Below are 23,095 nucleotides of genomic sequence, written 5' to 3'. Positions count from 1 at the left end.
GGCTTCGACGGACCGGGCTCCGAGACGCCGGGCCCCGGGGCACCGAGCTCCGACGGACCGGGCTCCGGGGCTCCGGGTTCTGGGACGCCGGGCTCCGGGGCTCCGGGTTCTGGGACGCCGGGCCCTGAGACCCCCCGCCCCGAGACCCCGGGCAGTGGGACCCCGGCCCCCGAAGCCCCGGATTCGCAGGCGCCGACGCGCCCCGGGCCGGGGGAGACACCCGGCGAAGCCGCCCAGACCCCCGAAGCCCCCGCGCCCCCCAGGCGCCCCGAACCGGCCGCAGGCCCCCGGCACGCCGCTCACGGCGCCGGTGCCCCGCACCACCACCGCGCCGAGGCCCACACCGAGGGCGCGGGCGGGCCGGGCAAGCCGCCGCAGCGCCGACCAGAACCCGGGGGCGGGCTGCTGATGGGCCGCCCCTTCGGCGTGCCCGTGTACGTCGCCCCCAGCTGGTTCCTGGTCGCCGTCCTGATCACCTGGGTGTTCGGCGGCCAGCTCGACCGCGTACTGCCCGAGCTGGGCGCCGCCCGCTACCTGGTCTCCCTCTTCTTCGCCGTCGCCTTCTACGCCTCCGTCCTCGTCCACGAGCTCGCCCACACGGTCGCCGCCCTCCGCTTCAAGCTCCCCGTCCGCCGCATCCAGCTCCAGTTCTTCGGCGGCGTCTCCGAGATCGAGAAGGAAGCCGAGACCCCCGGCCGCGAGTTCGTCCTGGCCTTCGTCGGGCCCCTGCTCTCCCTCGTCCTCTCCGGCATCTTCTACGCCGCCCTGCTGCCCGTGGAGCCCGACAGCGTCGCCGGTGTGCTGCTGGCCGGCCTGATGGTCTCCAACCTCATCGTGGCCGCCTTCAACCTGCTGCCCGGCCTCCCCCTCGACGGCGGCCGCATGCTCCGCGCCGTCGTCTGGAAGCTCACCGGCAAGCCCATGAGCGGAACGATCGCCGCCGCCTGGGTCGGCCGCGCCCTCGCCATCGCCGTACTGATCGGCCTGCCGCTGCTCACCCAGTCCCTCGGCAGCGACGCCGCGGACGACGTCGGCATGGACACCGTCATGGACGCCCTGCTCGCCGCCATCCTCGCCGCGATCATCTGGACCGGCGCCGGAAACAGCCTCCGCATGGCCCGCCTGCGCGAACACCTCCCCGAACTGCGCGCCCGCGCCCTCACCCGGCGCGCCGTCCCCGTCCAGGCCGACACCCCCCTCTCCGAGGCCCTGCGCCGCGCCAACGCCTCCGGCGCCCGCGCCCTCGTCGTCGTCGACGGCGAAGGCACCCCCGCCTCCCTGGTCCGCGAGGCCGCCATCGTCGGCGTACCCGAGCACCGCCGCCCCTGGGTACCGGTCAGCACCCTCGCCCAGGACCTCACCGACGGCATGCGCGTCTCCGCGGAACTGTCCGGCGAGGAACTCCTGGACGCCCTGCGCGCCAACCCCGCCACCGAATACCTCGTCGTCGAGGAGACCGGCGAGATCTACGGCGTCCTGTCCGCGGCCGACGTCGAGCGCGCCTTCGTCAAGGCCATGGCCCGCCCCTCCTGAGCACCGCTCTCCCAAAGCGGTGGTCGGAGGCCCGGCCTGGGACCGGTAGGCTGGTCACATGTCCGAACCGACCGGTGCCGCCCGCAGGCGCGGGCCCTTCAAGGTCGGGGACCAGGTTCAGCTGACCGACCCCAAGGGCCGCCACTACACGTTCACGCTCGAGGCCGGGAAGAACTTCCACACCCACAAGGGTTCCTTCCCCCACGACGAACTGATCGGTGCTCCCGAGGGCAGCGTCGTCCGCACCACCGGGAACGTCGCCTACCTCGCGCTGCGCCCCCTGCTCCCCGACTACGTCCTGTCCATGCCCCGAGGGGCAGCCGTCGTCTACCCGAAGGACGCGGGGCAGATCCTCGCCTTCGCCGACATCTTCCCCGGCGCACGCGTCGTGGAAGCGGGCGTGGGCTCCGGCTCCCTCAGCAGCTTCCTGCTGCGCGCCATCGGCGACCAGGGCATGCTGCACTCCTACGAGCGCCGCGAGGACTTCGCCGAGATCGCCCAGCAGAACGTCCAGCGCTACTTCGGCGGCCCGCACCCCGCCTGGCAGCTCACCGTCGGCGACCTCCAGGACAACCTGTCCGACACCGACGTCGACCGCGCCATCCTCGACATGCTCGCCCCCTGGGAGTGCCTGGACGTCGTCAAGAAGGCACTCGTGCCCGGCGGCATCCTGTGCTGCTACGTCGCGACCACCACCCAGCTCGCCCGGACCGTCGAGTCCATCCGCGAGATCGGCTGCTTCAACGAGCCGACCTCCTGGGAGACGATGATCCGCAACTGGCACGTGGAGGGCCTCGCCGTCCGCCCCGACCACCGGATGATCGGCCACACCGGCTTCCTGCTCACCGCCCGCCGCCTCGCCGACGGCGTCGAGCCCCCCATGCGCCGCCGCCGCCCCGCCAAGGGCGCCTACGGCGAGGACTACGACGGCCCCAACGCCGGCGGAGGCTCCGGCCGCTGAGACGGCCCCGTGCCGCTGACAACGTACGGACGCCGTGGTGCAGTTCCCGGACACTGCCGGAACTGCGCCACGGCGTCCGTACGTTGACGGCGACCACCCGACGGGACGAGAGCCCGCCCGGAATTCGGAACGCGTACCCACCCCGCCGTTCCCCCGCACTGTGACGTGTGGCACGATGCTGGCCACCCCCACCGGCACAGCCCTCACAGGAGACACTCCTCGTGCAGCACCCCGCCGTTCCGGACCTCTCGCACACCCACACCCGGCCGATCCACTGGGTGGCCACCGCCACGGCCGTCGCGGGCGTGGTCGCCCTGTCCTCGGTCCTCCAGCCCGACGCCGCCACGGCCGCCCAGAGCGCCGACAAGGCCGCGGCCCCCGGGCCCAGGAGCGCCCCCGCCCACATCGCGCCGCCCGACCCGGCCACCGTGGCCTTCCCCCTGGAATGCGGCCCCGTCAAGGCCGTGGTGCAGAAGAAGGCCTCCGGCGACCTCGACGGCGACGGCCGCCCCGAAACGGTGGCCGCGGTGCACTGCGACGCACCCATGGGCACCCCGCCCGACGGCGTGTACGTCATCACACGGAGCACCGACGGCGCCAAGCCCCGCGTCGTGGCCACCCTCGTGGACCCCAAGGACCGCCGCACCGCCACCGAACTCTCGGTGCGCGACGGCGCCGTCCGCGCCACCCTTCTCGGCTACTCGACCGCCGACGTGCCCAGTTGCTGCCCCGACGTCACCGACGACGTGAAGTGGCAGTGGAAGAACGGCGCGTTCGTCAGCGACACGCCCGCACAAGCACGCACCGTGTGACCGGTGCCCCCGCGACAGACGGTGTGACACACCAGACAGCGGTCACGGAACGTGCACACCAAGTCACATTTTGGTCACTCTGAGTCCGGACCGTAGACCTCGGCCCTGTCCGAAACGCGACGCACATGGATGCACTCGCCCGGACACTCCTTCGCCGAGTCCACCACATCCGTGAGAAGCGTCAGCGGCACGGGCGTTGTCGCCCCCGGGGCCTGCAGAAGCTCGTCGTCCGCGCCCTTCACGTAGGCCAGACCGTCGATGTCCAGCTCGAACACCTCGGGCGCGTACTGCGCGCAGATGCCGTCGCCGGTACACAGGTCCTGGTCGATCCAGACCTCCAGAGCCTCGCCTTCGACAACGGCCTCCTGCTGCACGCTCATCTCTCCTGCCGTTTCCTGCGCCGAGCCGTTCGGGAATCCGGCCAGCTCTGACGGGTGTTGAACACTTCGACCCTACCCCCGCCGGGGTTCCCCCCACGTTCCGTGGGTATTCCCCTGGCGTGAGGGAGAGCGCAAGGGTGAAGATCGGACACACCCCGACAGTCTTTGTGATCTAGGGGTTTCAATCGACACCCACCCAGGTAGGGTCTGGAAGCGTCCAGCTCCCCTTGGAGGAGGTGAGGACCGTGGCAGCCCACGACGACGACATGAACCGCGGCATCCGCCCGGGACGCGGGTCCGAGGACCCGGCCGGGCAGGTGGCCTACCTTGAGCAGGAGATCGCCGTCCTGCGACGCAAGCTCGCCGAATCTCCGCGACACACGAGAATTCTCGAAGAGCGGATCGTCGAACTGCAGACCAACCTGGCCGGCGTGTCCGCCCAGAACGAACGACTCGCCGGCACACTGCGCGAGGCCCGCGACCAGATCGTGGCCCTCAAGGAAGAAGTCGACCGGCTGGCCCAGCCACCCGCCGGCTTCGGCGTCTTCCTGCAGGCCAACGAGGACGGCACCGCAGACATCTTCACCGGCGGCCGCAAACTCCGGGTGAACGTCAGCCCGAGCGTCGAGCTCGACGAGCTGAGGCGCGGCCAGGAAGTGATGCTCAACGAAGCACTCAACGTGGTCGAGGCCATGGAGTACGAGAGCGTCGGCGACATCGTCACCCTCAAGGAGATCCTCGAGGACGGCGAGCGCGCCCTGGTACTCGGCCACACCGACGAGGAACGAGTGGTACGGCTCGCCGAACCCCTGCGCGGACTCACCATCCGCCCCGGCGACGCCCTCCTGCTCGAACCCCGCTCCGGATACGTCTACGAGGTCGTCCCCAAGAGCGAGGTCGAAGAACTCGTCCTCGAAGAGGTCCCCGACATCGGCTACGAGCAGATCGGTGGCCTCGGCGGACAGATCGAGATGATCCGCGACGCGGTCGAGCTCCCCTACCTCTACCCCGACCTGTTCCGGGAGCACGAGCTGCGGCCGCCCAAGGGCGTCCTGCTCTACGGGCCCCCCGGATGCGGCAAGACGCTCATCGCCAAGGCCGTCGCCAACTCGCTGGCCAAGAAGGTCGCCGAGGTCACCGGCCAGGCCGCCGGCAAGAGCTTCTTCCTCAACATCAAGGGCCCCGAACTGCTCAACAAGTACGTCGGCGAGACCGAGCGGCAGATCCGCCTGGTCTTCCAGCGAGCCCGTGAGAAGGCCAGCGAGGGCACCCCCGTCATCGTCTTCTTCGACGAGATGGAATCCCTCTTCCGCACCCGCGGCTCCGGCGTCAGCTCGGACGTGGAGAACACCATCGTCCCCCAGCTCCTCGCCGAGATCGACGGCGTGGAAGGCCTGCAGAACGTGGTCGTCATCGGCGCCTCCAACCGCGAGGACATGATCGACCCCGCCATCCTGCGGCCCGGCCGGCTCGACGTGAAGATCAAGATCGAACGTCCGGACGCCGAAGCGGCCAAGGACATCTTCGGCAAGTACCTCACCGAACGCCTCCCCCTCCACTCCGACGACCTCGCGGAGCACGAGAAGGACAAGGCGGCCACCGTCTCCAGCATGATCCAGACGGCAGTGGAACAGATGTACGCCGAATCCGAGGAGAACCGCTTCCTGGAAGTCACCTACGCCAACGGCGACAAGGAAGTCCTCTACTTCAAGGACTTCAATTCCGGCGCCATGATCGAGAACATCGTGGGCCGCGCCAAGAAAATGGCGATCAAGGACTTCCTCGACAAGAACCAGAAGGGCCTCCGCGTCTCCCACCTCCTCCAGGCCTGCGTGGACGAGTTCAAGGAGAACGAAGACCTCCCCAACACCACCAACCCCGACGACTGGGCCCGCATCTCCGGAAAGAAGGGCGAACGCATCGTGTACATCCGTACGCTCGTCACCGGAAAACAGGGCGCGGACACCGGACGCTCCATCGACACGGTGGCAAACACCGGTCAGTACCTGTAAAAAGCGGGGCGGCTGCGGGTGCCCACACCGGGTACCCGCAGCCGACTGTTTTCCGGAGCCCCGGCTGGAGCAAGGCAATGACGCAAATGATCTCCCCGCCAGCGCAAAGGCGTTCTAGGCTCTTCCATACCGCCGAGTCGCGCAGTGCGGGGACGGGCACCGCACACGCATCGGAGCGCCAGCGGTACTTGAGCGGCGCCCACTACGGGCGCCGCCGGGCAAGGAGGGCCGCATGACCGTACGGCGAGTAATGGGCATCGAGACGGAGTACGGAATCTCCGTCCCCGGCCACCCCAACGCCAATGCCATGCTCACCTCGTCCCAGATCGTCAACGCCTACGCGGCGGCGATGCACCGGGCCCGCCGGGCCCGCTGGGACTTCGAGGAGGAAAACCCGCTCCGGGACGCGCGAGGCTTCGACCTCGCCCGCGAGGCCGCCGACAACAGCCAGCTCACCGACGAGGACATCGGCCTCGCCAACGTCATCCTCACCAACGGAGCACGGCTCTACGTCGACCACGCCCACCCCGAATACAGCGCTCCGGAAGTCACCAACCCGCGCGACGCCGTCCTGTGGGACAAAGCCGGCGAACGCATCATGGCCGAAGCCGCCGAACGCGCCGCCCAGCTCCCCGGCGCCCAGCCCATCCACCTCTACAAGAACAACACCGACAACAAGGGCGCCTCCTACGGCACACACGAGAACTACCTGATGAAGCGGGAAACCGCCTTCTCGGACATCGTGCGCCACCTGACCCCCTTCTTCGTCTCCCGCCAGGTCTTCACCGGCGCCGGCCGCGTCGGCATCGGCCAGGACGGCCACGAACACGGCTTCCAGCTCAGCCAGCGCGCCGACTACTTCGAGGTCGAGGTCGGCCTGGAGACGACCCTCAAGCGCCCCATCATCAACACCCGCGACGAACCGCACGCCGACGCCGAGAAATGGCGCCGCCTGCACGTGATCATCGGCGACGCGAACCTGTCGGAGATCTCGACCTACCTCAAGCTGGGCACCACGGCCCTGGTCCTCTCCATGATCGAGGACGGCTTCATCGCCGTCGACCTCGCCGTCGACCAGCCCGTACGCACCCTCCACCAGGTCTCGCACGACCCCACGCTCAAGCACCTCGTCACCCTGCGCAGCGGCCGCACACTCACCGCCGTACAGCTCCAGATGGAGTACTACGAGCTGGCCCGCAAATACGTCGAGGAACGCTACGGCGCGGACGCCGACGACCAGACCAAGGACGTCCTCGGCCGCTGGGAGGACACCCTCAACCGGCTCGAGAACGACCCGATGAGCCTGGCCGGCGAACTGGACTGGGTCGCCAAGCGCGAGCTCATGGAGGGCTACCGCCGCCGCGACAACCTCGACTGGGACGCCGCCCGGCTGCACCTCGTCGACCTCCAGTACGCCGACGTACGGCCCGACAAGGGCCTCTACAACCGCCTGGTGGACCGCGGCCGCATCAAGCGCCTACTCGACGAGAACGAGGTCGAGCGGGCCCGCACCAAGCCCCCGGAGGACACCCGCGCCTACTTCCGCGGACGCTGCCTGGAGCAGTACGCGGACGACGTCGCGGCGGCCTCCTGGGACTCGGTGATCTTCGATCTGCCGGGCCGGGACTCGCTCCAGCGGGTCCCAACCCTGGAACCGCTTCGCGGAACGCGTAATCACGTCAAGGAACTCCTGGACCGCTGCCGCACCGCGGACGACCTGGTCAGGGTCCTGTCCGGCGGGTGAGCGGACCGAGCTGGTGCCGGGGAGTAGACAGCCGGACAGGGTGGAATATCCCAGGTCCGGGAACCATGGAGATGGTCCCCGTACGTTGGAGGAAGTGCGGGGCCGATGTCGGACCGGACTTGTAGGGTCTGATCTTGACCGAGCAACTGTGTCGGGCGAACCGAGCGGGGTGAGGGTGATGGCGACCAAGGACACCAGCGGCGGGCAGCAGAAGGCCACGCGGTCCACCGAGGAGGTCGAGGAGCAGGCGCAGGACGCGCAGGCATCGGAAGACCTCAAGGAACGCCAGGAAAAGCTGAACGACGACGTGGACTCCGTCCTGGACGAGATCGACGATGTACTCGAGGAGAATGCCGAGGATTTCGTTCGAAGCTTCGTGCAAAAGGGCGGACAGTAAAGGCTTCACGGTCACTTTTCCTTCGAAATGAAGGTAACGGGGGAGTTCGGGGTGGTTCGGCAATCGAGCGAGAAACAGTGCACGGGATGCAAGCGAAATCTGCCCGTGTCTGAGTTCGCCCGGGACAAGAACCGTAGTGACGGGCTTCAAGTGCGGTGTCGGGAGTGCGTGGCGGAGTACAGCGCCGCGCACTACCGGCGGCGCCGCGAGGCCATGGGGCTTACTGTCCGCGAGAAAGTCGATGTTCCAGCGGGGCACAAGCTCTGTCGGACCTGCGGCGAAGTCAAGCCGCACAGCGAGTGGCACCGCAACACGACCGCTTCTGACGGTTTGGCGACCCGCTGCAAGGCATGCCGAGCTATCCAGGGGCGGGAAGGCCACCTGAAGCGCCACTACGGCCTCACCGAAGCCGAGCGCGATCAGTTGATCGCCGAACAGGGCGGCGTCTGCTGCATATGTCTTGCCGCTCCCGCCGCACATGTGGATCACTGCCACGAGACGGGTAGGGTCCGTGGCGTACTGTGCTTCAGCTGCAACGCTGCGCTGGGGCAGTTCAAGGACCGGCCCGATGCCATAAGGCGGGCTGCCGCTTACGTGGAAGGAATCGCGTGGAAGCCAACACTCGTAGCACCGGGCGTCTACCAGCTGCCTTCCTGACGCCCGGGTCCTCCTCCTTCATGGACTTCCTCGGTGAGCACCAGCCGGAGATCCTCCCGGGCAACCGGCAGCTCCCGCCGGTGCAGGGCGTCATCGAGGCACCGCACGGCACCACGATCGTGGCGGTCACCTTCCCCGGCGGTGTCGTGCTCGCCGGTGACCGGCGGGCCACCATGGGCAACATGATCGCCCAGCGGGACATCGAGAAGGTCTTCCCGGCCGACGAGTACTCGGCGGTGGGCATCGCCGGCACGGCGGGCCTGGCCGTGGAGATGGTGAAGCTGTTCCAGCTGGAGCTGGAGCACTTCGAGAAGGTCGAGGGCGCGCAGCTGTCCCTGGAGGGCAAGGCGAACCGCCTGTCGACGATGATCCGGTCCAACCTGGGCATGGCGATGCAGGGGCTGGCCGTGGTGCCGCTGTTCGCCGGGTACGACGTGGACCGGGGCAGGGGCCGCATCTTCTCGTACGACGTGACGGGCGGCCGGTCCGAGGAGCGGAACTACGCGACCACGGGTTCGGGGTCGGTCTTCGCGCGCGGTGCGATGAAGAAGCTGTTCCGTGACGACCTGACCGAGGAGCAGGCGACGACGCTCGTGGTGCAGGCGCTGTACGACGCGGCTGACGACGACTCGGCGACCGGTGGTCCCGATGTCGCCCGCCGGATCTATCCGATCATCACTGTGATCACCGAGGACGGTTTCCGCCGGCTCGGTGAGGACGAGGCCGCGGAGCTGGCCGGCTCGGTGCTGCAGGCCCGGCTCGAGCAGCCCGACGGTCCGCGGGCCGCGCTGCTGTAGCGGGCGCGGGTCTTCGTTGTCAGGTGGTCCAGTGATTTCGACAGGAAGGGACGGATAACCGGTGTCGACGCCGTTCTATGTATCTCCTCAGCAGGCGATGGCGGACCGGGCGGAGTACGCCCGCAAGGGCATCGCGCGTGGCCGCAGCCTGGTCGTGCTGCAGTACGCCGACGGCATCGTGTTCGTCGGTGAGAATCCGTCCCGTGCGCTGCACAAGTTCAGTGAGATCTACGACCGGATCGGCTTCGCGGCCGCCGGTAAGTACAACGAGTACGAGAACCTGCGGATCGGTGGCGTGCGCTATGCCGATCTGCGGGGTTACACCTATGACCGTGACGACGTGACGGCGCGGGGTCTGGCGAACGTGTACGCCCAGACGCTGGGCACGATCTTCTCCAGCCAGGCCGAGAAGCCGTACGAGGTGGAGCTGGTCGTCGCGGAGGTCGGGGACAGCCCGGAGAACGACCAGATCTACCGGCTGCCGCACGACGGTTCGATCGTCGACGAGCACGGTTCGGTGGCGGTCGGGGGCAACGCGGAGCAGATCAGCGGGTATCTGGACCAGCGGCACCGGGACGGCATGACGCTGGCGGAGGCGCTGAAGCTGGCGGTGCAGGCGCTGTCCCGTGACACCAATGGGAGTGAGCGGGAGATTCCGGCGGAGCGGCTGGAGGTCGCGGTGCTGGACCGGACGCGTCCGCAGCAGCGGAAGTTCAAGCGCATCGTGGGCGGCCAGCTCTCGCGGCTGCTGGAGTCCGGTGCGGGTGCGGCGTCGACGGAGAGCGAGAGCGAGACCGAGGCCGGGAGCGACTCCGGTTCGGACGAGGAGTAGGCGCTCACCTCACCTCACCTCACCTCGCTTCACCTCACCTCGCCTCATCGCGGCGGGGCCGTAGAGCCCCGTACCACCAGGCTGACCGGCAGGTCCCCCTCCTCGGGGGGCCTGCCTTCCATTACGGCCAGCAGTGCCCGCATGCCCCGTTCGCCGAAGGCTTCCGCGTCGAGGCGGACGGTGGTGAGTTCGGGGTCGATGGCGGTGGCGAGGCCGAGGTCGTCGAGACCGGTGACGGAGAGGTCGTCGGGGACGCGGAGTCCGGCCCGGCGGACTGCCTTGTAGGCCCCGGCCGCCAGTTTGTCGTCGTCGCAGACCAGTGCCGTGGGCCGGGGCCCGGGCGCGGCGAGGGCGGCTTCCGTGGCTCTCAGCGCGCCCTCGATCGAGATGGGGGCGCGGATCGTGCGCAGCTCGGTGCCGGGGGCGGTGGCGAGCCGCGAGACCAGTTCGCGGGCGCGTACCTCGAAGGTCCAGGAGGGGATGTCCGCGGCGAGGTGGAGGAAGCTGCGGTGGCCGAGGGCGAGCAGGTGCTCGGTGACCTGGCGGATGCCGTCGGCGATGTCGAGGTTGACGGTGGCGGCGCCCAGGCTGCCCTCGGGGTCGCTGTCGAGCATGACGAGGGGGAGTTGGTCGCCCCGGATGGCGGTCAGGGCGTCGGCGGCCATGGAGGAGGCGATGACGCCGTCCAGTGCGGCCTGGGCGGAGGCGAAGGGGTCCCGGGCGGGGCCGACGCCTTCGGGTGAGGGGTAGAGGACGACGCCGAAGCCGTGTTCGGCGGCGACCCGTGCGGCGCCGGTGTACACCTCCGCGAAGAACTCCGTGGTGAGCGCGGGGACGACCAGCAGGACGGTGCGGGTGCGGCCGAGGCGCAGGTTGCGTGCGGCGAGGTTGGGGCGGTAGCCGAGTTCCAGCGCGGCGTCGCGGACTCGCTGGGCCGTGGGTTCCGACACGCGGCCGCGCCATTTGTCGCCGAGGACCAGGGAGACCGCTGCCTGGGAGACGCCGGCGGCCTGGGCGACGTCCCGGCTCGTGGGGCGGGTGCTGCCTCGTGCCACCGTTCGCCTGCGCTTTCGTCTGGACTGCTGAACTGGCGACATGGTACGTATGGCGAGACAAGTTATACGTAACACTTGCTGGAGTGGGACAGGGAGGTGCGTCGTGGTCGCCGGGTATCTGGACATCCTCCGGGCGAGGCATGCCGTGCGGCTGCTCGTCGGCACGCTGGTCGGGCGGTTGCCCAACGCCACCGCGGCGATCGCGATCGTGCTGTTCGTGCGGGCCGAGGGGGGTTCGTACAGCCTCGCGGGGGCGCTGGCGGCGGTGTACGGCGTCGCGAACGCCGTGGGCCAGCCGGTGCTGGGGCGGCTGGTGGACCTGCACGGGCAGCCGCGGGTGCAGTTGCCGGCCGCGGTGCTGTCGGGGCTGGCGATGGCCGGGTTCGCGTTCGCGGGCACCGGGACGGCCGCGCTCGCGTACCTGTCCGTGGGGGCGGCGGGGCTGTTCACGCCGCCGCTGGAGGGCGGTCTGCGGGCGCTGTGGCCGAGCGTGCTCCGCAAGGAGGACCAGGTGCACACGGCGTACGCGATGGACGCCGTGGCGCAGGAGGTCATGTTCACCGTCGGGCCGCTGCTGGTGACGGTGTGCGTGTCGCTGTGGTCGCCGCAGGCGGCGCTGCTCGTGCTGAACGGTGTCGGTGTGCTGGGTGCGCTGTCGGTGGTCGTGTCGCCGCCCTCACGCGCGTGGCGGTCGGCGCCCCGCGAGGCGCACTGGCTGGGCGCGCTGCGTTCGGGCGGGCTGCTGGCGCTGCTGGGCGCGTTCCTGTTCATCGGGATGGCGCTCGGGTCGATCACGGTCGCCTCGGTGCCGTACGCCGACGGGCACGGGGGTGACGCCGTGTACGGGTGGCTGATGGCCGCGCTGGGGCTCGGTGCGCTGGTGGGCGGAGCGGTCTACGGGGCGCGGCAGTGGGCCGGTGAGCCGGCGCGGCGGCTGCGGGTGCTGGTGGCTCTGCTGGCGGTCTGTTACCTGCCGCTGATGCTGATGCCGGGCGCGGTGGCCATGGTGCTGCTCACGGTCCTCGCGGGTGTCTTCCTCGCGCCGTGCATCGCCTGTGCGTTCGTGCTCGTCGACGTGCACGCGCCGCGCGGCACGGTGACGGAGGCGTTCTCGTGGCTCGTGACGACGTTCACGGTGGGCGCTTCGGTGGGCACGGGTCTCGCGGGGCCCGTGGTGGAGCACGGCGGGGCGCTGTGGGGCTTCGCGGTGCCGGGTGCGGCGGGTTTCGTCTCGCTGCTCGTACTGGCGTGCACCGGGCGGGTCCTCGCAGCTCCCGCGCGGGAGGCGGTGGTTGCGGCTTCATCGGAAAATGATCCAAACCGTGCCGTCGAACCCCGTTTCAGTTCGGGTCATCAGGCGTAATGTTCAGTCATGGACCGCCGCATTTTCGGGCTGGAGAACGAGTACGGCGTCACGTGCACGTTCAGGGGACAGCGCCGCCTGTCGCCTGACGAGGTGGCGCGGTACCTCTTCCGCCGTGTCGTGTCATGGGGCCGCAGCAGCAACGTCTTTCTGCGCAATGGCGCCCGCCTGTATCTCGACGTGGGATCACATCCGGAATACGCGACACCCGAGTGTGACAACGTGACCGAACTCGTCACCCACGACAAGGCGGGCGAGCGCATTCTCGAAGGACTCCTGGTGGACGCCGAACGACGCCTGCACGAGGAGGGAATCGCGGGCGACGTCTACCTCTTCAAGAACAACACCGACTCCGCGGGCAACTCGTACGGTTGTCACGAGAATTACCTCGTGGCCCGGCACGGGGAGTTCTCGCGGCTCGCGGACATCCTCATTCCGTTCCTGGTGACAAGGCAGTTGCTCTGCGGTGCCGGCAAGGTGCTGCAGACGCCGCGCGGTGCGGTGTACTGCGTCAGCCAGCGGGCGGAGCACATCTGGGAGGGCGTCTCCTCGGCGACGACCCGGTCCCGGCCCATCATCAACACGCGCGACGAGCCGCACGCCGACGCGGAGCGCTACCGGCGGCTGCACGTCATCGTGGGCGACTCGAACATGTCCGAGACGACCATGCTGCTGAAGGTCGGCGCGACCGACCTGGTGCTGCGCATGATCGAGGCGGGCACGGTGATGCGGGACCTGACCCTGGAGAACCCGATCCGGGCGATCCGCGAGGTCAGCCACGACATCACCGGGCGCCGCAAGGTGCGTCTGGCCAGCGGCCGGGAGGCGTCGGCGCTGGAGGTGCAGCGGGAGTACTACGAGAAGGCCGTGGACTTCTGCGAGCGCCGAGGCATCCGCACGGGCACCGTGGAGCGGGTGCTGGAGCTGTGGGGCCGCACGCTGGACGCCATCGAGGCCGAGGACCTGGACCGCATCGACACCGAGATCGACTGGGTCATGAAGTACAAGCTGCTGGAGCGGTACCGGGCCAAGCACAACATGACCATGTCGCATCCGCGGGTCGCGCAGATAGACCTCGCCTACCACGACATCCACCGGCGTCGTGGTCTGTACTACCTGCTCGAGAAGAAGGGCCAGGCGGCCCGGGTCGCCAACGACTTGAAGATCTTCGAGGGCAAGTCCGTTCCGCCGCAGACCACTCGGGCCCGGCTGCGCGGCGACTTCATCCGGCGGGCCCAGGAGCAGCGCCGGGACTTCACCGTCGACTGGGTCCACCTCAAGCTCAACGACCAGGCGCAGCGCACCGTGTTGTGCAAGGACCCGTTCCGTTCGGTGGACGACCGGGTGGAGAAGCTGATCGCCGGGATGTGATCCGGGTCTGGTCCGGGTGTGATCCGGGCGGCATGAGACCGGACGGGTGAGACAGGCGCCTCCGCGCGAAAGGGCGGAACGCCACACGGGCACCGTACGTTAGCCGTGCGGTGCCCTTCTCACGCCGTAGAGTTGCGCGCACGCCAGCCAACAGGACCGACCCGATTCCGATACGAGGCCCCCACGTGCGCCGACGCTCACTCCTCATCGCCGTCCCCGCGGGACTGGCCACGCTCGCCGCCTGCGGTGACAGCGACGACTCCGGCTCATCGGGCAGCGCGAGCGAGAGCCCGTCGCCCGACGCGTCGGCCACGTCGGCCGCGCCGCCGCCGAAGATCGTCGACGGTCCGCTGCCGGCGATCACGGCGGGGACGAAGTTCGGCGAGAAGCCGACCGTCGCCAAGGGCAGCGGCGAGCCGTCCAAGGATCTCGCGGTCAAGACGGTCATCGCGGGCGGCGGCAAGGCCGTCGCGGAGAACGACTTCATCTCGGCGCACTACCTCGGCCAGATCTGGCAGAGCGCGAAGGTCTTCGACAACAGCTACGACCGCAAGACCCCGCTGATCATCCAGCTCGCCCAGGGCAGCATCATCGACGGCTGGCGGTACGCGCTCACCGGCAAGAAGACCGGCAGCCGCGTCCAGTTCTCGGTGCCGCCGACCTGGGGGTACGGGGAGCAGGGCAGCGAGCAGGCGGGCATCAAGGGCGACGACACGCTGGTGTTCGTGGTCGATGTCCAGGACACGTTCAACGCGAAGAGCAGCGCCCAGGGCAAGAAGGTCGCGCAGGACGACGCAGCCCTGCCGAAGGTCGGCACCAACACCGACGGCAAGGCGCCGTCCATCGAGGTGCCGAAGGCCGACGCGCCGAAGAAGCTCGTCGCCGAGTACGTCCTGGAGGGCGACGGCGCCGAGGTGGGCGCCCAGGACACCGTGCTCGTGCAGTACAAGGGTGTGCTGTGGGACGGTGGCAAGGAGTTCGACTCCACGTACGGCAGGAAGCAGCTGACGTCCTTCTCGCTGCAGCAGGTCGTCAAGGGCTGGGCGCAGGGGCTGACGGGCAAGAAGGTCGGCAGCCGCGTCCTCATCGTCATTCCGCCGGACCTGGGTTACGGCGACAGCCCGCCGGAGGGCAGCGGCATCGAGAAGGACTCCACGCTGGTCTTCTCCGTGGACATCCTCGCGAAGATGTGACGCCGGGGGATGTAAGACTTGGGCCGTTGCCTTTCCGCAGACAAGCAGGAGCTGAACACGTGAGCATCGACAAGCCCGAGGTCGACTTCCCGGGCGGCGAGCCCCCGGCGGACCTCGAGATCAAGGACATCTGGGAGGGCGACGGCCCGGTTGCCGAGGCCGGTCAGACCGTGACCGTCCACTACGTGGGCGTGACCTTCAGCACGGGCGAGGAGTTCGACGCCAGCTGGAACCGCGGTGCGCCGTTCCGCTTCCCGCTCGGTGGCGGCCGCGTCATCGCGGGCTGGGACCAGGGCGTGCAGGGCATGAAGGTCGGCGGCCGCCGCCAGCTGACCATCCCCGCGCACCTCGCCTACGGCGACCAGAGCCCGACCCCGGCGATCCCGGCCGGCTCGACGCTGATCTTCGTGGTCGATCTGCTCGGAGTCTGATCGAAGTACGAGCGGTCGGCGTTCGGAGCCGGTCACCTGGGGTCCATGCCTGTCCGGGCATGGGCCCTCGGCTTTTCCCGCGCCACCGCGGGGCGGTACGGTCATCCGTCGTAAGCACCATAGGGAGAAGGGCGTCGATGGCCATTGCCAAGGCCGAGCGGCTGATGAACCTGGCGCTGTGTCTGCTCGGGACACGGCGGCCACTCAGCAAGCGTGAGCTGCGCGAGTCGGTCGAGGCCTACCTCGAAGCGGGCTCCGACGACTCCTTCAACCGCATGTTCGAGCGCGACAAGGACGATCTGCGCGAGCTGGGACTGGTCATCGAGACCGTGGAGAGCCTCGACGGGGAGATCGGCTACCTGGCCCGCCGGGACAGCAACCGGCTGCCGCCCATCACCCTGGACGCCGAGGAGGCCGCCGCGCTCGGGCTGGCCGCGAAGGTGTGGCAGCAGGCCCGCCTCGCCGGTGCCGCGAGCGGCGCGCTGCAGAAGCTGCGGGCGGCCGGGCTGCCCGAGGACGTCGACCCCTACGAGGCGCACAGCGCACTGGAGCCCCGTATCCCGGTGCACGAGGCGGCCTTCGAGCCGCTGATGCTGGCCTGCCGCGACCGCCGGCCGGTCCTCTTCGACTACCGCAAGGCGAACGCCGTCCAGCCCGAGCCCCGCCACGTGGAGCCGTGGGCGCTGGAGTGCTGGCGCGGCCACTGGTACCTGGCGGGCTTCGACCGCGACCGCGGTGCCGAGCGGGTGTTCCGGCTGTCGCGGATCACGGGGAAGGTGCGTTCGCGCGGTGCGCGCTTCACCGCGCCGGTGCCCGACGTCGTCACCGTCCGGGAGACGGTCGCGAGCTGGGCGGGGGAGACCGCCGACCGGTCCGCGCTGATCCGGCTGCGTGCGGGCGCGGGGTACCCCCTTCGGGCGAAGGCCGGCCGGGTGCGGGAACTCGGTGACGGCTGGGACGAGTTGGAGATTCCGTACGGGCACGGCCTGGACGCCTGGCTGGTGGAGTTCGGGCCGGACGTGGTGGTGCTGGAGCCCGCGGAGTTGCGTGCGGACGTGGTGGACCGGCTGCGTGCCGTCGCCAAGGGCTGAGGGGGAGCGGACAACACTGTGGCAGGCAAACCGGTCAGGCCCGTGAACGCCATCGACCAGACCCGGCGGATGCTGTCCCTGGTGACGTATCTGCGCGAGCGTCCCGGCGCCCGGGTCGAGGACGTGGCCCGCGCCTTCGGCATCACCGAGGACGAGCTGGTCTCCGACCTCGACGTGCTCCCGATGTGCGGGACCAGCTTCCGCGGCGGCGACCTCCTGGACATCGACACCGACGGCGAGCGCATCTGGTGGCACAACCCGGCCGCGCTGGGCGCGGACGCCGCCGAGCCGCTGCGGCTGGCCGCCGACGAGGCGACCGCGCTGCTCGTCGCCGCCCGGGCCGTCGCGACCCTGCCGGGGCTGCGCGAGAGCGACCGGCAGGCGCTGCTGCGGGCGACCGCGAAGGTGGAGGCCTCGGCCGGTGAGGCCGCCGGTGCCAGCTCGCGCCTGTCCGTCACCTTCGAGTCCGAGGGCGGTGTCTTCGCCGACGTCGACCGGGCCATCTCGGAGCGCCGCCGGCTGTGGATCCGCTACTACTCGCCGGCCCGCGACGAGGTCACCGAGCGGGAGATCGACCCCATCCGCCTGGTCAGCGTCGGGCACACGTACGTGGAGGCCTGGTGCCGCCGCTCCGAGGCCCGGCGCACCTTCCGGCTCGACCGGGTGGCCGAGATCCGCATCCTGGACGAGCCGTCCGCACCGCCGGAGGTGGAGCTGCGGGACCTGTCAGAGGGGCTGGTGCAGCCCGCCGCGGAGGACCCCGAGGTCGTCGTCGAGGTCGGTCCCGGCGGGCGCTGGGTCGCCGAGTACTACCCGCACGACAGCGCCGATGAACGTCCCGACGGCGGTCTGCGTATCACTCTGCGCACTCCCGACCCGGCCTCCCTGAGGCGGCTCGCGCTGCGGCTCGGACGGGACGGCCGGATCGTCTCCCCGCCCGCGCTGGCCGACAGCGCCCGGCGGGCCGCCCGCGAGGCGCTCGCCGCGTACGACGGGACCGAGGCGGCCGGGGCGCACGGCGGGGCCGACACCGCCGAGGGCGCGCGTCACGGGGCAGCGGCGGCCGAGGGGCGGCACGACAGGCAGGAGCAAGGACTGTGAGCGACCCCCTGGGGCCGATCGGGCCGTCCGGGCCGTCCGGGCCGTCCGGGACCAGCCTGGACGGGCCGTCCGGGTCGTCCGGCCCGTCCGGGCCGGGCATGACCGCGGCGGTCGCCTTCGCCGGTATGAGGCGCGTGTCGCCGGTCGTGTTCAAGGCGGGCTGCCCGGACTGCCGGGGCCGTTTCGAACTGGCCGCGAGCGCCCTGCGCCTGGCCATCGGCGCCACGAGCCGGACCACCTTCTACTCGTTCACCTGCCCGGAGTGCGGGACGGCCGTGCGCAAGCCGGCGGGGGAGCGGGTCGTGGAGCTGCTCACCGGTGGCGGGGTCAGGACCCTGCGCCTGCACTCCACCGTCTAGTCTCGACGTCATGTTCTGGCCGATGTTCGCGGTTGCCGTGGGTTTCCTGGGTCTCGCCGTCCTCGCGGTGTTCGCCGTGAAGGTGTTCGTGGAGGCGCAGCGCCTCGGCCGGCAGGTGACGGACTCCGCGCGCCGGATCAGCCGGGCCGCCGAGGACCTGGAGCGCGCGACCGAGAGCGCCGCCCGCGCCGTGGACGCCTTGTGAACGGCTGGAACTCGCCACGGGGCGGTGCCGACGGCCCGACAGGCCGGTGTGAGTTACGTTTTGGGACACTTCGCCCTGTCACCCCACGGGCCCCGGGCGGTACGCTGCTGGTCGCGGCCAGGAAAACGAGGCCCGGTCGCGGACGGGAGTACGCACGGGGATTGCCTCACGTTCACCCCTGAGCGTTACGATCGCTGCACAAGACGATCGATCGGACGTGTGTCCGGCCGGTCGGACAGCACCCACCCAGCCGCCTCGGTGAGAAGGTAAAGACTTATGTTCGGAAGGCTCGGCGCCCCCGAGATCATTCTCATCCTCGTCGTCATCATCCTGCTGTTCGGCGCGAAGAAGCTTCCGGACATGGCGCGGTCGCTCGGCAAGTCGGCGCGCATCCTCAAGAGCGAGGCCAAGGCCATGAAGAGCGAGGCCAAGTCCGACGACGCCGCCCCCGCCGACCCGCCGAACCCCGAGCAGTCCGCGGCGCAGCGCACCATCCAGGCCGCCCCCGGCGACGTGACCAGCTCCCGGCCGGTCACCGAGCCGACGGACACGACCAAGCGCTGACGCAGGGCCGGTGTGATCTCCGGCCCGCCGCACGAGATGGGAACGTGGGTTGCTGAAGTCTGCCCGCAACAAGGAGAAGGACCCCGAGGGGCGGATGCCGCTCGCGGAACACCTTCGTGAGCTCCGCAACCGGCTCGCGAAGGCGCTGCTGGCGATCGTGGTCGTCACTGTCGTCGCCGCCTTCTTCTACGAGGAGATCATCAACGTCCTCACGGAACCGATCCTCGAGTCGATCGGCTGTGAGAAGTCGTTCGCGGAGCTGGCCCAGTCGGAGGCCGGCTCGAAGCCGTGCGCGCAGATCACCCTCAACGGTCTGCTCGGCCCCTTCACCCTGGCCCTGAAGGTGTCCCTGACGGCCGGTGTCGTGCTGGCCTCCCCGGTCTGGCTCTACCAGCTGTGGGCGTTCGTCGCCCCGGGCCTGCACCGCAAGGAGAAGAAGTACGCCTACGCGTTCGTCGCCACCGGTGCCCCGCTGTTCCTCGTCGGCGCCTACTTCGCGTACGCGGTGCTTCCCACCTCGGCGAAGGTGCTGATCGAGTTCACGCCGAGCAACGTCGACAACCTGCTGCCGCTGGACGAGCTGCTCGACCTCGTCACGCGCATGGTGATCGTCTTCGGTCTCTCCTTCGAGCTGCCCCTGCTGCTGGTGATGCTCAACTTCACCGGGGTGCTGACCGGCAAGCGGATGCTCGGCTGGTGGCGGGCGATGATCATGGGGATCACGCTGTTCGCGGCCATCGCCACGCCCAGCACCGACCCCCTGACGATGATCATGCTGGCCGGCCCGATCTGGGTCCTGTACTTCGCCGCGGTCACCGTCTCCCTGCTGAACGACCGTCGCAAGGCCCGCCGCGAGGCCCTGGAGCCCGACGACGACGAGGCGTCCGAGCTGGACCTCACGCCCGAGGCCATCGGCGAGGTCGAGGCCGTGACCACCGCCCGTGCCCTGCCCGAGCAGGCCACGAAGGACCGGGTCAACGGCTACGACGACGTGACCTGAGGAACGCCGGGGCGGTGACGGCACGCGCCGCCGCCCCCCACGGAACCCCCACACGGCCGATCCCGATAATGATCGTCCGGTTGTCGGTGCGGGCCGGTACGCTCGAAAGCACGATGACAGAGGATCTCTCACCGGCCGAGCGGTACGCGGCAGCCCGTCAGCGCGCTGTCGAGCAGGCCACCGCGCTCGCCTCCTTCCGCGAGATGTACGACTTCGGCCTCGACCCCTTCCAGATCGAGGCCTGCCAGGCGCTCGAGGCGGGCAAGGGCGTGCTGGTGGCCGCGCCCACCGGCTCCGGCAAGACGATCGTCGGCGAGTTCGCCGTCCACCTCGCCCTCCAGCAGGGCAGGAAGTGCTTCTACACGACGCCGATCAAGGCCCTGTCGAACCAGAAGTACGCCGACCTGTGCCGCCGCTACGGCACCGACAAGGTCGGCCTGCTCACCGGCGACAACAGCGTGAACTCCGAAGCCCCGGTGGTCGTGATGACCACCGAGGTCCTGCGGAACATGCTGTACGCGGGTTCGCAGACCCTCCTCGGCCTCGGCCACGTGGTCATGGACGAGGTGCACTACCTCTCCGACCGGTTCCGCGGCGCCGTGTGGGAGGAAGTGATCATCCACCTCCCCGAGTCCGTGACCCTGGTCTCGCTCTCGGCGACCGTGTCGAACGCGGAGGAGTTCGGCGACTGGCTCGACACCGTGCGCGGCGACACCCAGGTGATCGTCTCCGAGCACCGGCCCGTCCCGCTGTTCCAGCACGTGCTGGCCGGACGCCGGATGTACGACCTGTTCGAGGAGGCCGAGGGCCACAAGAAGGCCGTCAACCCCGACCTGACGCGCATGGCGCGCCTGGAGGCGAGCCGCCCCTCCTACCAGGACCGCAGGCGCGGCCGCGCCATGAAGGAGGCCGACCGGGAGCGGGAGCGCAGACAGCGCTCGCGGGTGTGGACGCCGAGCCGGCCCGAGGTCATCGAGCGGCTGGACTCGGAGGGGCTGCTGCCCGCGATCACCTTCATCTTCAGCCGGGCCGGCTGCGAGGCCGCCGTCCAGCAGTGCCTGTACGCGGGCCTCAGGCTGAACGACGAGGGCGCCCGGGAGCGGGTGCGGGCCCTCGTCGAGGAGCGCACCGCCTCCATCCCCCACGAGGACCTGCACGTCCTGGGCTACTACGAGTGGCTGGAAGGGCTGGAGCGCGGCATCGCCGCCCACCACGCGGGCATGCTGCCCACCTTCAAGGAGGTCGTCGAGGAGCTGTTCGTCCGCGGACTGGTGAAGGCCGTCTTCGCGACCGAGACCCTCGCCCTCGGCATCAACATGCCGGCCCGCTCGGTCGTGCTGGAGAAGCTCGTCAAGTGGAACGGCGAGCAGCACGCCGACATCACCCCCGGCGAGTTCACCCAGCTCACCGGCCGGGCCGGACGGCGCGGCATCGACGTCGAGGGCCACGCGGTGGTGCTGTGGCAGCGCGCCATGAACCCCGAGCACCTCGCGGGACTGGCCGGCACCCGCACCTACCCGCTGCGCTCCAGCTTCAAGCCGTCGTACAACATGGCGGTCAACCTGGTCGAGCAGTTCGGCCGGCACCGCTCGCGGGAGCTGCTGGAGACGTCGTTCGCGCAGTTCCAGGCGGACAAGTCGGTCGTCGGCATCTCCCGGCAGGTGCAGCGCAACGAGGAGGGCCTGGAGGGCTACCAGGCATCCATGACCTGCCACCTCGGCGACTTCGACGAGTACGCCCGGCTGCGCCGCGAGCTGAAGGACCGCGAGCAGGAGCTGGCCCGGCAGGGCGCCAACCAGCGGCGTGCCGAGGCCGCCGTGGCGCTGGAGAAGCTGAAGCCGGGCGACGTCATCCACGTGCCGACCGGCAAGTTCGCGGGCCTCGCCCTGGTCCTCGACCCGGGACTGCCGGCCGGGCGGTCCAACGGCCACCGCGGCTTCGACCACCACGACGGGCCCCGCCCGCTGGTGCTGACCGCCGAGCGGCAGGTCAAGCGGCTGGCGTCGATCGACTTCCCGGTGCCCGTCGAGGCGCTGGACCGGATGCGGATCCCGAAGTCCTTCAACGCGCGCTCGCCGCAGGCCCGCCGCGACCTCGCCTCCGCGCTGCGCACCAAGGCCGGGCACATCACGCCGGAGCGGGCCCGCAAGAAGCGCTCCCAGGCCGCCGACGACCGGGAGATCAACCGGCTGCGCAAGGCGATCCGCGCCCACCCCTGCCACGGCTGCGACGACCGCGAGGACCACGCCCGCTGGGCCGAGCGCTACCACCGGCTGCTGCGCGACACCTCGCAGCTGGAGCGCCGGATCGAGGGCCGGACCAACACCATCGCCCGCACCTTCGACCGGATCGTCGCGCTGCTGACGGAGCTGGACTACCTGCGCGGCGACGAGGTCACCGAGCACGGCAAGCGCCTGGCACGGCTCTACGGCGAGCTGGACCTGCTCGCCAGCGAGTGCCTGCGCGAAGGCGTCTGGGAGGGGCTGTCCCCGGCGGAGCTGGCCGCCTGCGTCTCGGCGCTGGTCTTCGAGTCGCGGGCCGCCGACGACGCGATGGCGCCCAAGGTGCCCTCCGGCAGGGCCAAGGCCGCGCTCGGCGAGACGGTCCGCATCTGGGGCCGCCTGGACGCCCTGGAGGAGGACTTCCGGATCAGCCAGACCGAGGGCGTCGGCCAGCGCGAGCCCGACCTCGGCTTCGCCTGGGCGGCGTACATGTGGGCCTCCGGCAAGGGGCTCGACGAGGTGCTGCGCGAGGTCGAGATGCCGGCCGGCGACTTCGTGCGCTGGTGCAAGCAGGTCATCGACGTCCTCGGCCAGATCTCGGCCGCCGCGCCGGGGGCGGGCTCCACCGTCCCGAAGAACGCGCGCAAGGCGGTCGACGAGCTGCTGCGCGGGGTGGTCGCCTACTCGTCCGTGGGCTGACCCGGCCCCGACACCTCACCTGGCCCGGCGGGAGAACCCGCCGGGCCTTCGCACGTTCCGCGCCCCGTTCCCTCGTCACGGTGAGTCATTTTCGAGCACACTTGAGGCATTACTCCACGTGTTCGAATGACTCCCGGGCGTGCAAATGGGCCCGACCATACTCCAGACCCCGTGCCCGTTTCAGGTGCTTGCCGAATATGACACGGCGATGATCCCCCCGGACTAAGCTCGCCCGCAGCGCACCGAGTTGAGGTGGAATCGCGCGCTTGTTCCCAATGCGCCGAAGATCCCGACAACTCCCAGACATACCCCGTCG

Annotated in this window: 22 protein-coding genes; 20 read left to right on the top strand and 2 right to left on the bottom strand. The window is 70.0% G+C overall.

Features of this window, described 5'->3' with window-relative positions:
* The 3 genes from ACFV9J_RS16495 to ACFV9J_RS16485 all read left to right on the top strand — a co-directional run.
* Nucleotides 1-1,533: site-2 protease family protein (locus ACFV9J_RS16495; protein ID WP_385354691.1), on the top strand; the 1,533-nt coding region annotated here is incomplete at its 5' end.
* Between the two features lie 58 nt (nt 1,534-1,591).
* Nucleotides 1,592-2,494 carry a tRNA (adenine-N1)-methyltransferase gene (locus ACFV9J_RS16490; RefSeq protein WP_385354689.1) on the top strand — a complete coding sequence of 301 codons (903 nt, stop codon included), beginning with the start codon at nt 1,592-1,594 and terminating at the stop codon, nt 2,492-2,494.
* Between the two features lie 221 nt (nt 2,495-2,715).
* Nucleotides 2,716-3,306: a hypothetical protein gene (locus ACFV9J_RS16485; protein WP_385354687.1), complete on the top strand. Its 591-nt coding sequence runs from the start codon at nt 2,716-2,718 to the stop codon at nt 3,304-3,306.
* A 74-nt stretch (nt 3,307-3,380) separates the two neighbouring features.
* On the opposite strand, the gene ACFV9J_RS16480 is transcribed toward ACFV9J_RS16485, so the two are convergent.
* Entirely contained in the window at nt 3,381-3,686 is a 306-nt protein-coding gene (locus tag ACFV9J_RS16480; RefSeq protein WP_385354685.1) for a ferredoxin, read from the bottom strand.
* Between the two features lie 245 nt (nt 3,687-3,931).
* On the opposite strand from ACFV9J_RS16480, the gene arc reads away from it, so the two are divergent.
* The 6 genes from arc to prcA all read left to right on the top strand — a co-directional run bounded on the left by arc (nt 3,932) and on the right by prcA (nt 10,125).
* The gene (gene arc / locus ACFV9J_RS16475) at nt 3,932-5,698 is read left to right on the top strand and encodes a proteasome ATPase (RefSeq protein WP_007447848.1); all 1,767 of its coding nucleotides are present in this window, start codon (nt 3,932-3,934) and stop codon (nt 5,696-5,698) included.
* Between the two features lie 232 nt (nt 5,699-5,930).
* On the top strand, nt 5,931-7,442 hold the full coding sequence (gene dop, locus ACFV9J_RS16470) for a depupylase/deamidase Dop (protein WP_346265862.1): 1,512 nt from the start codon (nt 5,931-5,933) through the stop codon (nt 7,440-7,442).
* 178 nt (nt 7,443-7,620) lie between these two features.
* The gene (locus ACFV9J_RS16465) at nt 7,621-7,839 is read left to right on the top strand and encodes a ubiquitin-like protein Pup (protein ID WP_007447844.1); all 219 of its coding nucleotides are present in this window, start codon (nt 7,621-7,623) and stop codon (nt 7,837-7,839) included.
* 27 nt (nt 7,840-7,866) lie between these two features.
* Nucleotides 7,867-8,496 (top strand): endonuclease VII domain-containing protein, encoded by a 630-nt coding sequence (locus tag ACFV9J_RS16460; protein ID WP_385354681.1) that lies wholly within the window; start codon nt 7,867-7,869, stop codon nt 8,494-8,496.
* A complete protein-coding gene (gene prcB / locus ACFV9J_RS16455; protein ID WP_109033658.1) occupies nt 8,448-9,293 on the top strand; it encodes a proteasome subunit beta in 846 nt (281 codons plus the stop codon). The genes ACFV9J_RS16460 and prcB overlap by 49 nt, the downstream gene beginning before the upstream one ends.
* Before the next feature lie 61 nt (nt 9,294-9,354).
* Nucleotides 9,355-10,125, top strand: coding sequence for a proteasome subunit alpha (prcA, locus tag ACFV9J_RS16450; RefSeq protein ID WP_385354679.1), 771 nt, complete (start codon nt 9,355-9,357; stop codon nt 10,123-10,125).
* Between the two features lie 44 nt (nt 10,126-10,169).
* On the opposite strand, the gene ACFV9J_RS16445 is transcribed toward prcA, so the two are convergent.
* Nucleotides 10,170-11,180: a LacI family DNA-binding transcriptional regulator gene (locus tag ACFV9J_RS16445; RefSeq protein ID WP_385354677.1), complete on the bottom strand. Its 1,011-nt coding sequence runs from the start codon at nt 11,178-11,180 to the stop codon at nt 10,170-10,172.
* 103 nt (nt 11,181-11,283) lie between these two features.
* Between ACFV9J_RS16445 and ACFV9J_RS16440 the strand changes: the two genes are divergently transcribed.
* From ACFV9J_RS16440 to ACFV9J_RS16390, 11 genes are all read left to right on the top strand, one after another.
* Nucleotides 11,284-12,543, top strand: a complete 1,260-nt coding sequence (locus ACFV9J_RS16440; protein WP_385354675.1) for an MFS transporter — start codon at nt 11,284-11,286, stop codon at nt 12,541-12,543.
* Between the two features lie 9 nt (nt 12,544-12,552).
* Nucleotides 12,553-13,914 carry a Pup--protein ligase gene (gene pafA, locus ACFV9J_RS16435; RefSeq protein WP_109033662.1) on the top strand — a complete coding sequence of 454 codons (1,362 nt, stop codon included), beginning with the start codon at nt 12,553-12,555 and terminating at the stop codon, nt 13,912-13,914.
* A gap of 185 nt (nt 13,915-14,099) precedes the next feature.
* On the top strand, nt 14,100-15,107 hold the full coding sequence (locus ACFV9J_RS16430; RefSeq protein ID WP_385354672.1) for an FKBP-type peptidyl-prolyl cis-trans isomerase: 1,008 nt from the start codon (nt 14,100-14,102) through the stop codon (nt 15,105-15,107).
* 59 nt (nt 15,108-15,166) lie between these two features.
* Nucleotides 15,167-15,538, top strand: coding sequence for an FKBP-type peptidyl-prolyl cis-trans isomerase (locus tag ACFV9J_RS16425; protein WP_385354670.1), 372 nt, complete (start codon nt 15,167-15,169; stop codon nt 15,536-15,538).
* Between the two features lie 137 nt (nt 15,539-15,675).
* Nucleotides 15,676-16,629, top strand: a complete 954-nt coding sequence (locus ACFV9J_RS16420) for a YafY family protein (RefSeq protein WP_109033665.1) — start codon at nt 15,676-15,678, stop codon at nt 16,627-16,629.
* A gap of 18 nt (nt 16,630-16,647) precedes the next feature.
* Nucleotides 16,648-17,730 carry a helix-turn-helix transcriptional regulator gene (locus tag ACFV9J_RS16415; RefSeq protein ID WP_385354668.1) on the top strand — a complete coding sequence of 361 codons (1,083 nt, stop codon included), beginning with the start codon at nt 16,648-16,650 and terminating at the stop codon, nt 17,728-17,730.
* A gap of 98 nt (nt 17,731-17,828) precedes the next feature.
* Nucleotides 17,829-18,089 carry a hypothetical protein gene (locus ACFV9J_RS16410; protein WP_385354958.1) on the top strand — a complete coding sequence of 87 codons (261 nt, stop codon included), beginning with the start codon at nt 17,829-17,831 and terminating at the stop codon, nt 18,087-18,089.
* A gap of 10 nt (nt 18,090-18,099) precedes the next feature.
* Entirely contained in the window at nt 18,100-18,294 is a 195-nt protein-coding gene (locus tag ACFV9J_RS16405; RefSeq protein WP_003977192.1) for a membrane protein, read from the top strand.
* A 276-nt stretch (nt 18,295-18,570) separates the two neighbouring features.
* Nucleotides 18,571-18,858 carry a Sec-independent protein translocase subunit TatA gene (gene tatA, locus ACFV9J_RS16400; protein ID WP_109033667.1) on the top strand — a complete coding sequence of 96 codons (288 nt, stop codon included), beginning with the start codon at nt 18,571-18,573 and terminating at the stop codon, nt 18,856-18,858.
* 49 nt (nt 18,859-18,907) lie between these two features.
* A complete protein-coding gene (gene tatC / locus ACFV9J_RS16395; RefSeq protein WP_385354665.1) occupies nt 18,908-19,858 on the top strand; it encodes a twin-arginine translocase subunit TatC in 951 nt (316 codons plus the stop codon).
* Nucleotides 19,859-19,926: 68 nt separating this feature from the next.
* The gene (locus ACFV9J_RS16390) at nt 19,927-22,779 is read left to right on the top strand and encodes a DEAD/DEAH box helicase (RefSeq protein ID WP_385354663.1); all 2,853 of its coding nucleotides are present in this window, start codon (nt 19,927-19,929) and stop codon (nt 22,777-22,779) included.
* Nucleotides 22,780-23,095 lie beyond the last annotated feature (316 nt).

Source organism: Streptomyces sp. NPDC059906, assembly GCF_042730645.1.
Lineage (GTDB): Bacteria > Actinomycetota > Actinomycetes > Streptomycetales > Streptomycetaceae > Streptomyces > Streptomyces rubrogriseus.
This window is presented reverse-complemented; position numbering and strand designations above follow the sequence as displayed.

Excerpts from the sequence above, each read along its gene's own strand:
- ACFV9J_RS16405 (WP_003977192.1), top strand. The coding sequence starts at position 18,100 with ATGTTCTGGCCGATGTTCGCGGTTGCCGTGGGTTTCCTGGGTCTCGCC.
- ACFV9J_RS16410 (WP_385354958.1), top strand. The coding sequence starts at position 17,829 with ATGACCGCGGCGGTCGCCTTCGCCGGTATGAGGCGCGTGTCGCCGGTC.
- ACFV9J_RS16480 (WP_385354685.1), bottom strand. The coding sequence starts at position 3,686 with ATGAGCGTGCAGCAGGAGGCCGTTGTCGAAGGCGAGGCTCTGGAGGTC.
- ACFV9J_RS16490 (WP_385354689.1), top strand. The coding sequence starts at position 1,592 with ATGTCCGAACCGACCGGTGCCGCCCGCAGGCGCGGGCCCTTCAAGGTC.
- ACFV9J_RS16460 (WP_385354681.1), top strand. The coding sequence starts at position 7,867 with ATGAAGGTAACGGGGGAGTTCGGGGTGGTTCGGCAATCGAGCGAGAAA.
- ACFV9J_RS16465 (WP_007447844.1), top strand. The coding sequence starts at position 7,621 with ATGGCGACCAAGGACACCAGCGGCGGGCAGCAGAAGGCCACGCGGTCC.
- dop (WP_346265862.1), top strand. The coding sequence starts at position 5,931 with ATGACCGTACGGCGAGTAATGGGCATCGAGACGGAGTACGGAATCTCC.
- tatA (WP_109033667.1), top strand. The coding sequence starts at position 18,571 with ATGTTCGGAAGGCTCGGCGCCCCCGAGATCATTCTCATCCTCGTCGTC.
- ACFV9J_RS16420 (WP_109033665.1), top strand. The coding sequence starts at position 15,676 with ATGGCCATTGCCAAGGCCGAGCGGCTGATGAACCTGGCGCTGTGTCTG.
- pafA (WP_109033662.1), top strand. The coding sequence starts at position 12,553 with ATGGACCGCCGCATTTTCGGGCTGGAGAACGAGTACGGCGTCACGTGC.
- ACFV9J_RS16390 (WP_385354663.1), top strand. The coding sequence starts at position 19,927 with ATGATCGTCCGGTTGTCGGTGCGGGCCGGTACGCTCGAAAGCACGATG.